This window comes from Sphingobium estronivorans, assembly GCF_008692605.1.
Taxonomy (GTDB): domain Bacteria; phylum Pseudomonadota; class Alphaproteobacteria; order Sphingomonadales; family Sphingomonadaceae; genus Sphingobium; species Sphingobium estronivorans.
Window position 1 is genome coordinate 179020 of the sequence record NZ_LFCT01000007.1, and the last position, 14172, is coordinate 193191.

19 protein-coding genes are annotated in these 14172 nt (G+C 63.6%); 6 read left to right on the plus strand and 13 right to left on the minus strand.

Features of this window, described 5'->3' with window-relative positions; all coding sequences use genetic code 11:
* Window positions 1–208 precede the first annotated feature (208 nt).
* The 13 genes from F7P65_RS07205 to F7P65_RS07265 all read right to left on the minus strand — a co-directional run bounded on the left by F7P65_RS07205 (window position 209) and on the right by F7P65_RS07265 (window position 10294).
* Entirely contained in the window at window positions 209–1225 is a 1017-nt protein-coding gene (locus F7P65_RS07205) for a TraU family protein (RefSeq protein ID WP_150291065.1), read from the minus strand.
* On the minus strand, window positions 1222–1914 hold the full coding sequence (locus tag F7P65_RS07210; protein ID WP_150291066.1) for a conjugal transfer protein TraW: 693 nt from the start codon (window positions 1912–1914) through the stop codon (window positions 1222–1224). The genes F7P65_RS07205 and F7P65_RS07210 overlap by 4 nt, the downstream gene beginning before the upstream one ends.
* Window positions 1904–2137, minus strand: coding sequence for a hypothetical protein (locus F7P65_RS07215; protein ID WP_150291067.1), 234 nt, complete (start codon window positions 2135–2137; stop codon window positions 1904–1906). The genes F7P65_RS07210 and F7P65_RS07215 overlap by 11 nt, the downstream gene beginning before the upstream one ends.
* Window positions 2134–2460 carry a hypothetical protein gene (locus F7P65_RS07220; protein WP_150291068.1) on the minus strand — a complete coding sequence of 109 codons (327 nt, stop codon included), beginning with the start codon at window positions 2458–2460 and terminating at the stop codon, window positions 2134–2136. Before F7P65_RS07220 ends, F7P65_RS07215 begins: the two co-directional genes overlap by 4 nt.
* Before the next feature lie 5 nt (window positions 2461–2465).
* Entirely contained in the window at window positions 2466–4982 is a 2517-nt protein-coding gene (locus F7P65_RS07225; protein WP_150291069.1) for a TraC family protein, read from the minus strand.
* Window positions 4979–5617 (minus strand): TraV family lipoprotein, encoded by a 639-nt coding sequence (locus F7P65_RS07230; protein ID WP_150291070.1) that lies wholly within the window; start codon window positions 5615–5617, stop codon window positions 4979–4981. The genes F7P65_RS07225 and F7P65_RS07230 overlap by 4 nt, the downstream gene beginning before the upstream one ends.
* A 35-nt stretch (window positions 5618–5652) precedes the next feature.
* Window positions 5653–6957, minus strand: a complete 1305-nt coding sequence (locus F7P65_RS07235) for a TraB/VirB10 family protein (protein WP_150291071.1) — start codon at window positions 6955–6957, stop codon at window positions 5653–5655.
* Window positions 6954–7721, minus strand: coding sequence for a type-F conjugative transfer system secretin TraK (locus F7P65_RS07240; protein ID WP_150291072.1), 768 nt, complete (start codon window positions 7719–7721; stop codon window positions 6954–6956). The genes F7P65_RS07235 and F7P65_RS07240 overlap by 4 nt, the downstream gene beginning before the upstream one ends.
* Entirely contained in the window at window positions 7711–8310 is a 600-nt protein-coding gene (locus F7P65_RS07245) for a TraE/TraK family type IV conjugative transfer system protein (RefSeq protein ID WP_205451971.1), read from the minus strand. The genes F7P65_RS07240 and F7P65_RS07245 overlap by 11 nt, the downstream gene beginning before the upstream one ends.
* A 41-nt stretch (window positions 8311–8351) precedes the next feature.
* Window positions 8352–8618, minus strand: coding sequence for a type IV conjugative transfer system protein TraL (locus F7P65_RS07250; protein WP_086486190.1), 267 nt, complete (start codon window positions 8616–8618; stop codon window positions 8352–8354).
* A 107-nt stretch (window positions 8619–8725) separates the two neighbouring features.
* On the minus strand, window positions 8726–9043 hold the full coding sequence (locus F7P65_RS07255; protein WP_150291074.1) for a hypothetical protein: 318 nt from the start codon (window positions 9041–9043) through the stop codon (window positions 8726–8728).
* A 185-nt stretch (window positions 9044–9228) separates the two neighbouring features.
* The gene (locus tag F7P65_RS07260) at window positions 9229–9993 is read right to left on the minus strand and encodes a DsbC family protein (protein ID WP_150291075.1); all 765 of its coding nucleotides are present in this window, start codon (window positions 9991–9993) and stop codon (window positions 9229–9231) included.
* Window positions 9977–10294: a hypothetical protein gene (locus F7P65_RS07265; protein ID WP_162854555.1), complete on the minus strand. Its 318-nt coding sequence runs from the start codon at window positions 10292–10294 to the stop codon at window positions 9977–9979. Before F7P65_RS07265 ends, F7P65_RS07260 begins: the two co-directional genes overlap by 17 nt.
* Before the next feature lie 346 nt (window positions 10295–10640).
* Between F7P65_RS07265 and F7P65_RS07270 the strand changes: the two genes are divergently transcribed.
* The 6 genes from F7P65_RS07270 to F7P65_RS22615 all read left to right on the plus strand — a co-directional run.
* Window positions 10641–11090, plus strand: a complete 450-nt coding sequence (locus F7P65_RS07270) for a hypothetical protein (RefSeq protein WP_150291077.1) — start codon at window positions 10641–10643, stop codon at window positions 11088–11090.
* Window positions 11091–11199: 109 nt separating this feature from the next.
* Entirely contained in the window at window positions 11200–11619 is a 420-nt protein-coding gene (locus F7P65_RS07275; RefSeq protein ID WP_205451973.1) for a helix-turn-helix domain-containing protein, read from the plus strand.
* Complete coding sequence (locus tag F7P65_RS07280) at window positions 11619–12248, plus strand: GntR family transcriptional regulator (protein ID WP_150291078.1); 630 nt, start codon at window positions 11619–11621, stop codon at window positions 12246–12248. The genes F7P65_RS07275 and F7P65_RS07280 overlap by 1 nt, the downstream gene beginning before the upstream one ends.
* A gap of 185 nt (window positions 12249–12433) precedes the next feature.
* The gene (locus F7P65_RS07285; protein WP_150291079.1) at window positions 12434–12574 is read left to right on the plus strand and encodes a benenodin family lasso peptide; all 141 of its coding nucleotides are present in this window, start codon (window positions 12434–12436) and stop codon (window positions 12572–12574) included.
* 287 nt (window positions 12575–12861) lie between these two features.
* On the plus strand, window positions 12862–13302 hold the full coding sequence (locus tag F7P65_RS22610) for a lasso peptide biosynthesis B2 protein (RefSeq protein WP_420853308.1): 441 nt from the start codon (window positions 12862–12864) through the stop codon (window positions 13300–13302).
* 506 nt (window positions 13303–13808) lie between these two features.
* Window positions 13809–14172 (plus strand): asparagine synthase-related protein (locus F7P65_RS22615; protein ID WP_420853309.1); only part of this gene is annotated, 364 nt, incomplete at its 3' end.

Here is a 14172-nt window from a genome sequence, read left to right on the forward strand (position 1 = left end):
GTCGCGACGATGGAACAGGCGGAGAGGAAGCGCCGATCCCATCGGGGGGGTATCGCGGCCGCGCTGGCCGGGGGTGGAGCGACGCCGCCAGGGGGGCATAGCGGCGCCGCTCCGGTCCCGCACGGAAGCCATCGGCCGTAGGGGCCTTGGCGAACAGACCTCCGGAGTGGACGGCTGTCTCGCGCGGAACAGGGGGGAAGGGACCCGCTCACGGCACCGGTATCCCGGCGCAGCAGATCACCTTTTCGAAGAGCATGAACTGGGCGTTGTCCTTCCCCGGCGCATGCTTGGCCGAGGACCAAAGTGCGCCTGGGCGGCCGATGTTGACGCACTTGCCGCCCTTCACGGGCTCCATGATCTGGAGCTTGTAGCGGGACTTGGTCCAGACGGGCTGGGGCACGAACGAGCAGCCGTCCGCCGAACTGATGGTAAGCGCGCCCAGCCGCCCCATCATGAAGACGCCGCGGGCCGCGAGCCCTGCCCAGGCTTCGACCGAGTCATCGAAATGAATATCGCCGGCGATCGGATAGGTCGCGCCCCAGCTCCCCATGCACCAGAACAGGGGGTCGATCACCTTGCCCGCCGCGGCTGCGGCGCTGTCGCCCATGCAGGCGAGGCCAGCAGCGGGGTTGCCGAACAATATGCCCTCAGGCTGGATGATCGCGCCGAGCGTCCCCGACTGCCAGGTCGGCAGCACCTCGGTGATCATGGCGACATCGAAGCCGTCATTCTCGAGGCACGGCAGGTCCGTGAACATGTCGAGCATCGCCCAGACCGGCGAGATGTAATAGTGCATCTGGGCGAACATCTTGCGCGTGTTCGTCCCGTCGGAAATCGACGATTGGCTGCCCTGCAGCTTGCCGCCGGTCGGCAGCAGGTCGGCGCCCAGCGCCATCATGCAGCCCGGTTCGGTCACTACGTCGACCATCCGGTTCGGCGACCAGTAGGAGACCTTGACCCCGAACCAGAACTGGATGCCCTTGCGGCAGGCGCACAGAGGCTTGGATGAGGATTGCGCGTCGAGTGCCTTGTCGAGCTTGTCGAAGCTCCCCACCCGAATGCCGCCGACCGTGATCGGAAAGATGCAGGTCCAGCGCACCTTGGTGATCGGATTGAAGACGGTGCCCGCCTCGCATTTGGAGGCGTGGGCCTGGCTCGGCCAGGCGAGCGTCATCAGCAGCCCGATGATAAGTCCCGTAACAAAGACGGGTAGCCGCCCGATCATCGCGTCACTCCTTTCGCCACGGCCACGGTGGCCCGGCTCTTCGGCCCATATTCGGTGAGGATGAGGCGCGTGCCGGACTGCTCGACGATGACCGGCGCGAGGGTGAGTCCCAGGCGCTGCTTGACCCGCTCCTCGAGGATGAAGATCGGACGACCGGTTTTCTCACTCAGGTCGATGGCGTCGCCATTCTGAGTCCCAAGCGCCGAGAGCAGGATGAAATCGCTCGCGCGGGCGTTGCGAAGCGCCCAGCCGAGATCTCGGGGATGCACGACGACGAGGCGCTGTGGCAGCTTCACATAGGTCAATGGGTTGAACGTGAAGCCCTTCGGGTAGAGCGTCTTGCCGCCCGGCAGCGTGATGTCGAAGTCGAGCGTGTAGAAGGGGATGACGCTGCGCACCCGGTCAGCGCCGGCGACCCCGAGCGGAGCGGCCTTGAGCGCGCTCCATTTTTCGCGCGGGCCGAACGCCTTGCTCATGTCGCTGGGCAGCGTCGCGACCTTGGCCTCGATCTCGGCAAGCGCGTCGGGCTCCGCGATCGGCCAGGTTCGGCCGATCGTGCTGCGCGATGGGGCGCTTCCGGCGACCGGCCCAGCCGCGGCGAGCGCGGCAGCCACAGCCAGCGCATTGCCCGTCAAGAGCACGAGGACGATGGGCCCGCGGCGGACCCGGCGCAGCAGATCAGCGGCCATGACGGTGCCTCCAATGCTGTTCGGGCGGATCGGGAATGCCAATAAGGGCGGCGATGAACGCGCAGGAGGCGAGAGGGGTTAGGGCCCAGATCAGAACGCCTGCCCCAGCTCCGAGCGCCGGCGACATGAGCAAGAGCGTGCTCTGCACCAGCATGAGCAGGAAGCCGCTGACCGTGAGCCGGATCGCCGATTGCGACGGCGCGGAAGAGATGAGGCCGTTCATTTGCCTCTTCTCCGGCGCACGCGGCTCATCAGTTTCGCTGTACCCGCCGAAAGGCTCAGCAGCAGGAGGCCGGTCGCGAAGCAAGAGGCAGCAACGAGGAGCGAGGCGCGCAGCACCATCATCGTCGGCTGTTTGAGAAGGAGTCCGGCGAAGAGCACCAGCAGGCCGATCATCACCGTCTCGATCGCCACTAGTCGGAACCGCCACTGGAAGGACTCCGCTTCGAACCGCTCGGCAAGACGCCGCTCGACGATCACTTCGATGGCTTCGTTGTCGGACCAGTTGAGCGGCAACTGATCGGGGTGCGGACGATGGCGTGTCATGGCCGTCACGCTCCCGCGAAGGCCGGCGCGCCGGGCGCGCCGAGGATTTGCGAGGGCTCGACACCGGCCAGCCGGCACACCGCCTCGAGCGGTGAAAGGCCCTGGCGCATAAGCGCCTCGAACGCGGCGACCTCATCCGGCGCGGAGGTATTGATCCAATAAGAGAAGGGATCGACGACAAGCCGCGCAATGCCGAGGCCAAGCGGAGAGTCGATGAACACCTCGGAATAGTGGGGCTTTGAATTGCGCACCGACTTCAGCAGGTCGAGAACGAAGCCCGAATAATCGAGAATCTTGTTGTCGACCGCGCGATCGTAGGTCGATCCCTGCAGGAGGAACCGGGTCGCGGCGTTTTCGAGGATGACTTGGCCGGTTCCGCCGAACAGCATGAGGTCGTTCATGCTCTGCAGGACGACACCGAAGCTGCCGCGATACTTGCGCGCGCGTCGATAGCCCTGGCTGATCGCTTCGGCCAGACGACTGAGATCCTGCCCCGCAGTGGGCGTGATGAACTGGGCGGCTTCCTCGCACAGCACGAAGCGCGGGCGGTCGCGCGCGGAGAGATAGAGTTCCTGGGTGACCGCGTTGACCACGACCATGACGATGACGTTGAACAGGTCAGGCATTGCCTTGAGGCGCTCGAGCTCGAGCACCACGAATTCGTCGTTGCGGATGTCGAGGGTCGAAGGGCCGTTGAAATAATGGCCATAGGCGCCGCCCGACCCGAAATCGCGCAGGTTGAAGGCGAGCTCACGCGCCGTTGGCACGAGATGGTCGACGCGGTCGAGGTCGGTCTCTACCAGCGAGGGATAGGTCCCGAGCCATTCGCGCACCGCGTCGATGCCATGATCGGCCCGCCCCGTGTCGATTGTCCATTGGACGGCGGACTTGAGCAGGTTCCACTCGGAGGTCGTGACGCCCTTGCGGGTCGATGCATTCGCCATTTCCGCGACGATCGCCACGGCCATGGTAATCGCCGACTGCTTGTCGTCGCCGTCGAGCGCGAGCCCCATATCGAAGGGGTTCAAAACCAGATGCTCTTCACCGATATCGATGTAGCGGCCCGAGCAGAGCGTGCAGAGCTTCCGGTAGCTTCCGCCGATATCGATGATGCGAATGAGCGCGCCGCAGGCATAATATTGCTGGCACAGGTTGTTGAGCAGGAAGCTCTTGCCCGCCCCGCTCTCGGCCGAGACAATGAAATTGTAGTTGTTGATCCTCGGATCGAACAGGTCGAGCGTGACGAGCTGACCCTTGCGACCGGTATAGAGCAACGCCGGACGCCCGCCGCCGCGAAAGTCGGTCTGGATCGGCGCCATCAGCACCGCCGCCTTCACCGGCATCCGGAAGTCCCGCTCGAGCAGACGCAACGTCGTGCGGTCGGGATAGAGCCCGAAGGGCAAACTCATCACGAGCAGCGTCGGATTGAGATAGCTCTCCTCCTGCATCGAGAAGGGCTGCGGCTCGCCCTCCCACAGCCGCTTGGCACGCGCTGCGAGATCGCGGGCATGGGCACGGTCGCGGCCGAACACCCAGATGGTCGGGATCACCCGAACGAACTTGCTGTTGCCCGCCTCGTCGAGGATCCAGCCGATCTCCTCGATCTGCTTGCCGACCTCGACCGCGAAGCTGCCCGCCGCCTTCTGCGCCGAGAGGATTTGCGCGCGTTTGTGGATCTCGAACTGCGAATGATCGAACAGGATGTTGAGCGTGTAGAGGAACGGCCCGCCAATCTGGTCGCTGTCCTCGGACGCGCCGCGCATGCCGCCCATCAGGCGATTGGCGCGTTCGGCGGTGATTCTGCGCGCCGGCGCCTTGGGCGTCAGGCAGCGCGCGACCTGGTTGCCAAGGAACACCTCGGCGCCCTCGAACACGAGATCGGGGCCCGCATCGATGATCTGCTTGGCGATCGGCGGTGCGCCGGTGGTCGATCCGTCGGCGAACACACCCGGCGCCGGATCGGCGACGCCGTTGAAGATGCGCCGATAGAAGGCGACCATCTCCTGCGGAGGCAGGCGGCGAATTCCGAGCTTTGAGAGCTGCTCCTCGACCTGCCGCCGCAGATCCTCGCCGAGCGGCCGCCGCGTCTTGATCGAGAGCAGCGTGCGGAAGTTGCGCACCGGGATGCCATGCAGCGCCTTCAGGCCATGACGACCCTCGCTCAGATAGGCATGGGTGCGCCGCGCCGAGGCCTGGATCAGCGGATCATCGCGGGTCTTGAGGTCGAGGAAGGCATCGAGTGCATCGTCGATCAGCGGATCGGCGAAGGTGTGGAGTTGGAGGACCGTCCCGTCCGGGAAGTGGATATTGAGGAGACCCTGCAGGGCACTCTGAACATGACCGAACATATAGGCGGTCGGAACCAGCTCCCAGGCATGGCCCCAGGTATCGTCGATGCAGAGAAAGGCCTCTGTCCCGTCATCCCAGGCGACGAGTGGCAGATAATCCGAGAAGCTGTCGCGCCGGACGGCATTGCGAAGGCGGGCGTAGGAGAGGCCGCTGCTCGATGCCGGCGGGCTCACCGCTTTGGCTCCGGTGCCGGGGCGACGATCGCCGGCGCGGGCGTGGTGGTCTCGCTCGACGCAGGTTCGCCATCCGGCACGGCGGGTTCACGGACCTGCCCGAGGATAGGCGCTTGCGATGCGCGATCGGGCGCGCCGACGAGTGCGCCGCCCACGACCCAGACGGGCTTGTCGACCACCGAGTAGACGTACCGAGGCATATAGAGGCGATCCGGGCGCTGGCGATCGGCATAGGGCAGGATCAGCGTGCGCACGGTCCGCGCGGGCTTGAGCATCGGCGTGACCGGCGCTTCGACCAGGTCTTTCAATTCGCGGTAGACGCTGTCGCGATAGCTGCCATAGGCGTTGCCCGCGGCCTCGTTCCGTGATCGTGCGCTCCTGCGGGCGGTGTCCTGGCCGCGCAGCATGGCGCGGTCGTTGGTCACCTTCGGGTCGGACTTCGACGCGACGCCCGCGACCGCGTCCTCATAGGCCCGATCGGGATGAATGCACTGGCCGTGGTCGTTGTTCTTGCAGTCGAACTTCTCCGAATAGGGCGACATCATCGCGCCCACCGTCGCGCAGCCGCCCAGGGCTGCGAGCAGGCTGAACGAGAGCAAGGTTCGATGAAGAGATTTGTAGGCCAGCACGCGCATGGCGGAACCTCCTGTGGATTGGGGAAGGCGTCGCATCAGAACTTGCTTCCGACCGATGGCTTGATATCGAGCGCGAGACCTTCCTGAATGACGACCACGACATCCTTGGCGGCGCCGACTTCGACGACCGGGCCCGCCTGACGGGCGAGGTCGAGGTAGAAATCGGTGAGCTTGTCCGATGATTTGGAGAGGCCGCCGGCAATGCCCGACTTGGCGGCATCGCCCGCGTCGAGACTGCGCACGCTGCCGAGCGCCGAGGTCGAGAGGCTCCCGAACGATCCTTCGACCGATTGCGAGATACCGGCGATCGTCCCGGCAATGAACGACCGCGCAAGCGTCGCGCCGGCCCGTGTCACCACCTTGCCGGACAGACCTTTCTTGCCGTCGGCATCGACGAAGAAGCCCTTGATCGCCTGGTCGACCACCGCATGCTCGTCGAAGTCGACGCAGCTTATGGAGACGAGCTGAACCTCGACCCGCTCCTTGGCGAGACTTCCCGTCGCGTTGCCGATGACGAAGCAGCCGGAGAGATTGGCCTTGACCTCGTTCGGGAGCACCGCCGGCGCCTGGACGCGAGCGATGATCGGCTCGGGGTTACTTGTGGCGTCCCGGCTCGCCAACGCGTCGATCCCGGTCAGCAGCCGAGCCTTCATGAAACCAGGTGGCAAATAGATCGTCCGCTTGCCTTTTTTTGACCCGGCCCCGCCGCCAGCGCCTCCCTCCGGTGCTTGCGTGGCGGTCGCAGCGCCGATTGCGCCGACCTGTCTTTCCGTGGGTGGCGCCGGCGGCGCCGGCGGCGCAGCCGGCGCGCTCGGCGGCGCTGGGATTTCATCGGCAGCTCCCCTGGCCTCGGGCGGCGCGGGCGGATAGGCTGGCGCATTGTCGGGAAGGGCGGGGGGCAGATCGCCGTCTCCGCCCACGCTCGGGGAATGGCCACCGCCGGTCACACCGGGAACCACCTTCCCTTCCTCGATTGCGGTCACCCGGTCTCCGAGCAGGGTCTGCCCGTCGAGAATCTTCTGAAGATCGCCGCGCAGCTTGACTTCGAGACTATCGCCACGAAGGCCGGCGCCCATATCGAGGTTGGATGCCTGTGGCGCCTTGGGCGCTTCCTCATGACCGCTGCGGCTTGCCGTGTAGAGACCAAGACCGAGCAGCGCGATCGAGGACACCACGCCCAACTGCTTGGCGCGCAGCTTTTGGTCGGATGTCAGCTTCGCCCACTGCGCGGGGAGGTCGAGCAACGCGGGGCGAGCGATCGGCGCATTATTGTAGCCTTCCGGGGGGCGGGAGGCGGCGGCCGGGGATAGTCCCTCCGGGATCTCTTCGGGCGTGCTCATTGCAGGGCACTCCGGCGAACGACGATCAGCCGCGCGGTCTCGTTAGGCCGCAATGTCAGCCGGTCGATCGTGATGGCGAAAATGTCGGCGCCGAGCGCCGCGTCGAGAAAATCGCGTTCGTCGAGCGTCATCGCCGCGCTCGCGCGCACCAGATATTCGCTCACCGAAAGCCCCATGCCCTCGACCTCGAGGCGTCGACGCTCGTCGAGCGACGCGCCTGGCAGGCCCGCGAGAATCAGCCGATCCCTCGAGGGCGCCACTTCGGAAAAGGACGCGGGTACCCGATCCTGCAGGATTGCGAGCGCGATGCCCACCGCCCGCTCTTCTTCGACGAGCGGGCCAAGGAGCGCGTCATTGGCACGCGCGCGCTGCGCGCCGCCGGGGACCAGTGTCACGGTCTGCGCCGGAATGTCGGCGGGCTCGGCATAGAGCGGGTAGATCGCGCCGTTGCAGGAAACGAAGAATTCCGACGGCGTTGTCACATAGGTGCGCGTTTTCGTGCCCATGTCCTCGGTCTCGAGGACGAGGAACTTGATCCAGGCGTCCGAGCCGCCTCGTTCGACTGCAAGACCCTTCTCGGCCGAGAATTTGACGTCGTCGATGTCGCCGCCGACGCACACGACATGATTGACGTCGCGGTTGGACAGCCGGATCCGGCTCGTCTGGTCAGGCAACGCCACGATCGATTGCGCGAAGGCAGCAACGGGAAGGGACGCGACAAGCGCCCCCGCGAGGCAGGTGAGCCTCGCGCGATTACCGGACATCGGCACTGAAATTCTCCTCCTGGAGGGCGGTCAGCCAGAAGCGGCCATTCTCGAGCGCGTAGCGGATGCGCAGATTCCCCCGGAACTTGCGGATAACGCCGCCGATCACGCGGACCTTCTCGACGGGAACGAGGATCTCGCTGCCGGTCCAGGTGACCGGCTGATCGCCGCGGATGTAGGTCGCGATCGAGAGCGTCGGATTGTTGCCGAGTTCGTCGAGCAGACGGTTCAGGCTGTCGCGCAGGCCATTATATGCGCTGGGATGCGCGATCCGCAGCAGCTCCTGGAACTGGCGGTCCGCCGAATAGGCCGAATAGGTGCCGACCAGTCCGACGATGTTGAAGGTGATCGAACGGAGATAGCTCTCCGAAGGCTTGTTGCCCGTCACATAGAGATCGCCGTCCGCACCGAACGGCACGATTACAGTGCGTGTGTTCTGGTTCGAGGTGTAGATGAGCGTGCCGAGCACCGCGGTGATGCCGAACAAGCCAGCGATCGCGATCTTCAGGAGCCGGTTTTCCTCGAACAGGTTCGCGGAGCCCTGCAGGTAGCGATGCAGGTGCCAGCTCGGACGCGTATCGCCGATCATGTCTGCCTGAGCCTTGCGTCGGAAGGGGTGTACCATCGCGCTCACTCGAAGAAGCGGGTCTGGGTCGGACCCGGATAGTTGCGGAAGCGGGCGAGGCCCCAGCGCCAGGCCAGGTGCGGGATGAAACCGCGCGGCTTGGTCCGCTTCCAGGGAATGAAGAGGAGAAGAGCGCCGATGAGCGCCCAGCCGATCATCCCGCCGACGACGACCGCGACGAAGATCGTGGCCATGACGACGATGAATTCCTGGCTGTCGAACCAGAGGATCTGGACCGGCCGATGCAGGAACTGTGGCAGACGTTCGTCCACGCCCTTCTCCCTTGCTTCACCACGCCGCTGGGCGTGGTCTCCGGAAGGTGACCATCACCCTCCGTTCCGGTGGACGGGCGCCAGCAGACCGGCGGCCCGACCTGTCTTCAGATCAGCATGCCGAAGGTCTGGAGGATCGAATCCGCCTTGATGAGGCAGACCGCCGCCACGATCGTCGGGATGCCGATCATGATGTTCGAAAAGAGCCGCGAGACGCCGAACAAGAACGCGGCCACGCCGCCCACGAAGCCGAGAGGCCCCTTGACGCCCTGGTTCACGACGATGTCGTAGATGTCGTAACCGAGGTCGCCGGCGGCGGGCGCCGCGAACGCATGGGCCACACCGGCGGCAGCGAACGCGGCCAGGATGAAAAGGGCGGCCGCGTCGATCGCGCGGAACGTCCTTCCCCGGATCAGAGTCAACATATGTAGTCTCCTTGTCGTCAATGAAGCCGTCCCGATCATGCTTGCCGGCACCGATGGTGATCGTGTCCGGCCGGCGACGGCGCTGGACGGCTCCTGGAGGCGCGCTCCCGCCGGCATTCCGGTCCTCGCGGGCGCCATGGTGAGCGCACTCCAGCGAGGTCCGCCTAAGTTCGACCAGTTCGCCCTCAGGGGCTGGCCTTGGCTTTCCGCGTTTCCGCGTCGAGAAAGGCTTCGAGTTCCGCCTGCTGGAAGCCGGAAATGAGCTTCCCGTCGACGAAAAGGGTCGGGGTGCCCGACACGCCCATCTTGCGGACGGTCTCGGCGTCGCGGCCGACCTTCTCGGCGCCGGGACGGCATTTGTGCAGCGTCGCAGGCTGAGCGCCGGCATAGACGGATTTGAAGGTCGCCTGCTGGTCCGGGGAGCAAAGGATATGCTCGGCTTTTGCGGCTGCCTGCGGGTGAATGCCGCTCACGAAGTAGATGAGACGCTGAACCGGCTTCCCCTCGGCTTCCTTGGCGAGCCAGAAACGCTCGAGCGCCTGGCAATAGGGGCAATCGGGATCCGTGAACTCGATGACCTTGGGCGCGCCTGCGGGGCCAATCACGAGAGCATCGGCGGGGTTGATCGCGCCCAGCCGCTTCCTAGCGCTGGTGTCCTGCGCCAGCGCCGTCAGGTTGACCCCGTTCTTGTCATAGATCGCGGCGAACAGGAGGTGCTGGCTCTCCGGCGCGAAATAGATGACTCGTCCGCCCGCAATAGCCTGATATATTGGGCCCTTGACCGGCGCGGGACCGAAATCCTCGAAAGTCAGATTGGTGAAGGTCTGGCGCAATTGACGCTGAGCCTCCGCAGCCGCCTCCGTGAGCGGCTCGGGGCTGTTCTCTTGCGCATAGGCAGGCGACGATGCGCAAAGCAGCGCGGCCAGGATCAGTTTACCGTTGCGGGACATCGGAGGACTCCGGACGAACGAGGGAGGTGTGCGCGAAAAGGCGGCCGTCGAGCGTGAGCGAGTTTCCAAGCTTGATGGCTGCGGGGAGAGGCGTCGGGGGCGGCGCGGGGGCAGGTGCGGCGCGGCCGGGCTTTTCGCGGATCGCGAAGCCGGTATCGCTCTGGACGACCGCGAGTTGGGCAGTGCGAGCGCAAGGGTAAGCTTCGGCGTCGGCTCGAGACGTCTGGGCGATGGCGGGGGTGGCGCCGATGGCGAGCAGCAGTGCTCCTGCACGCATGGTCGGGGAGCATGGAAAGTCCATGGCACACGTCTCCTCGTGGCGCCGCGAGGCGCTCGGGTCTGGGGTTTGGGCAGTCCGGTGCGGCGGGGCTGAAAATTAGGCTCGAAACCCCCGCCGATCCGGTGCGCCCCAAGCAATGACCATCGGGAAAGTCCGCCGCAATAGGCAGGGCACTGAAGTGCCGAAACGGCGAAACAAAGCATAGGAGAAGCAAAGCTGCTCAAATGAGCTGATGATCGCTGGAAAGAACGGGTTCAGGCGCAAGCGGCAATAAAGTGCCGCTTTTGTCTCGCTTCGTCGCGGAAATGCACCCGCTCGGGATCCGGTGCGGGTGTTTGAGCGCTAGTTTTGGCAGGAGAAGAAGGCGATGGGCCGAGCACGACGCAGCTTCAAGCTCCGACTTTCACCGGCCGGACTGGACATCCTGATCGATTCGCATTGCCACCTGATTCGCGTCACCAGGTCGCTTATCGCCTGGGGCACGACACTCCACGTCGCGATCGAGTATCTGAACAGCTTGCCCACGGATAAGATCGTCGATCAATTGAAGAGGCAGGAGTTGAGTTGCTTCGGTGGAGCAGAGGAGCATCACGTCGGCGCTTCCTGTCAGCTCCGGGAAATCGCAACCAGCATCACCGAACGCGTCCACGAGGATTTGCCTGGGTCCCGACAACCCGCTCTTGGCACAATCTACATCGTCGCGCTCATGCAGATCACAAAGGCAGACCACGGCGCATTGCTGCGCGCTTTTAATCGCGCCTTGCAATCCGGAGCAAGAACGCCGGCCCCACGCGATGCCAATGATCTTGTTGGATAAGTCCCGACAAGTTGGCCGAGGTTCCGTTTGACGTGGTGGTAAGTACACCTTAGCGTCTGATTCATGGAATTGCCTTGGCGGGCGGTATCTCCCGTAAGGAGACGCGGATATGTCGCATCATATAGCGACTTCCGTTGCTGAAAGTCCGATCCTGTATGTGAAGGTTCAGTCGGGACGGCAAATAGAAGAGGCACGGAAGAAACGGCGCCTGACGCAGCGCGACTTGGCGCGCGAACTCGGCATGGGAGTGCGTTGGCTTCGGGAGATCGAGGCCGGCAACCCACGCTCTCGATTGGATGACCATCTCGCCTGCGCTTATCGCCTGGGCCTGTCGACTGGCCATATCCTCATTCCACTCCTCTTCGCGGGGCAGAAGATGTGCTTTCCGCGGCAGTTGGCAATGGGTGACCTCAGCGATCTCGAGCGACTTTGCATCGAGATGATCGCCCAGCGAAACCTGGATCACTTGACCCAGGCACTTACACCGGCTTGGACGACCCCCCCGATCCCGGCAGGAGCGGGGATGTGATGTCGGCGATGGACCCTCCACTACAGGAGCGTGTCTATCTCGGCCTCAAAGCCGACTACCTGGCCGGCCACTTCGTGCCGGGCAAACGGATCGACCTCCAAGACCTCGCCAACCGGTATCATTCAAGCAAGACACCTGTTCGCGAGGCCGCCTTCGTCCTAGTGGGTGAGGGGCTCTTCATGCACCATTCCGATGGGGGATTCCTCGTTCCAATCCTAGAGCCGACCGAACTCATCGAGCTTCTGGATTGGCACATGCAGTTGCTGATCGCGGTCCTGACAACCCTCAAGGAATCAGCCGTGCGTCGTGCCCTGCAGCCGTATTCGATCCTTCCTAGCGAAACATCAGCAGTGAGCATCGCCCTCCGAGCGGCTGAAATCTTCTCATCACTGGCTGAGGCGACGGGAAACCGCCAAGCAACGCATGAAGTGCGCAGGTTGAACGAACGCCTTCACTATAGTCGGATCGCCGAGACTGCCGAGACGACCAGTGCCAAGAAGGAGTTGGCAATATTCGCCAGTATGGAGGTCGGGAATTTCCACAAAGCAACTCGGCGGCGAATTGAAGCCTACCACATGAGGAAAATCTATCGTCAACACCAAATTATTCGGAACGGGCCGCCGCCATAATACGCAATTCGTTTCAGGCGCTTACGCCGGGATCATCTCCTTCGTGACGTCCGCCAAGGGGTTCGGGCCGCGTCTACGAGAATATCGCGCCAAGCTGTCGCGATATATTCTCCCCACGAGCAAGCACGACGCCGCTAGCTTCAGACTGCCGCGATCTTTCGCGGTTGTTGAAGAGGAGAAGTGTCATGGAACGGAATCACGATCGCAATGACGACAAGCTGATCGACCTCGGCTCGGTGGTCGCCGAGACCAAGGGCGGCGCGAACAGCGGCGACGACAGCTTCCTTCAGCGGCAGCCCAACGGCATCGGCCTGGAAGACGACTGAAGTCGATGGCGCGCGCCGTCATTGGCGCGCGCCATCAACCAAGGGGAACCTCGATGCACTATCGATTGAGAGAAGGGCTCTACCACTGCATCGCAGGACAGAATGTCATCTTCCTTGACCTGCCCAAGGGCCGATATTTTGCGCTATCCTTCCCAGCCACCCATATCTTTAGGCAACTCGCAGCCCGGAACGGCGAGACTTTCGCCGGAGTTGAGGAGGCTCTGTCATCGCTTGTCAACGCGGGCTATCTCCTCGAGGCGACGGAACGCGATCCCAACTTCGACATTATGGGAATCCAGGCTCCATCTGGCGACGCTTCGAGGCGCGACCATGGGCCCTTTAGGTTGTGGCCACTTCTAGTCGCCCTATATTCGGATTTGCTTACCTCACTGAGGATACGACTGCACCCCCTCGATTCAGTGCTCGCTCGCTCCGGGATGCTCACGCGCGCCGCAGGTGGCGATGAGCCAGACAGTCAGCCTGAATTAGACCTCTGGGTGTCAGCCTTTGACCGGGCTGCGTTGATCCTTGGCCGTACAAACCGCTGTTTGACGCGGTCTCTCGCAATGTTCTCGGTTCTACGTGCGCGGGGAGTCGCCGCAAATTTGGTTATTGGGGTGAGATCAGAGCCGTTCTCCGCGCACGCTTGGGTGCAATATCAGGACGTCGTGCTGAACGATACTTTCGGGCAGGTCAACAACTACTCGCCAATTCTGGTACTCCGGTGACCGTAGCCTTCTTCTCGATATTGAGTCGTGACGCGCAACCTGTTCGACATTTTGGCGGGGTGACGCCTTCCACTCTACAATGGTATCACATTGCGGGTCATTCATTGTTGGCGGTCAATGACCCGAAAGCACTAATCACCCTCCCGGGCGGCGCAGGATTCCTCATAGGGACGCTGTTTCACCGTCATGGTCCGGCGGAGCCCATTTCCCGGCTCGAGTCCAGCGACTCAGAAGCGATCGAAGCGACGCATGGCCGGCACCTAGTTGACCGTTTCTGGGGACGCTACATCGCCGTCATTCGAACGCCGAGTCTATTGCTCGTCCTCAGAGATCCCTCTGGGGCCCTGCCATGCTATTATTCGGTGTCGGGCAACGACCTTGTACTAGCCTCCGACCCGTCCATCCTTGCTGCGGCAAGTGGACGGGTCCCCGAGATCGATCGTCCTCAATTGGCTAGGGCGCTTGCACTTGGCGGCTTCCCCGAGGAACGTACGGCGCTTGAAGGAGTGCGGCAGATTTTACCGGGAACCGGCCTGCGGATTCTCCAGACCCAGATTTCGACGGATATACATTGGAACCCATGGGAGTTCGCCCGCCTTCAAACAGATGATGCTTCTGAGGATCACGCTGAGAAGCTGCGCCGCTCGACCCAACTGTGCGTAAGCGCATGGGCAAGAGTCGGAGGGCGGGCTCTCTTAGGCGTTTCTGGGGGGCTCGACTCCTCGATCGTGGCGGCCTGTCTTCAAACGTCTGGCAATGACTTCGCCTGCGTTACGTTGGCGACAGATGATCCATTGGGAGATGAGCGCTCATATTCACGCGCCCTCACGTCCCATCTGGGTCGGACTGAAGCGCCCCGGCTTTTCAGGA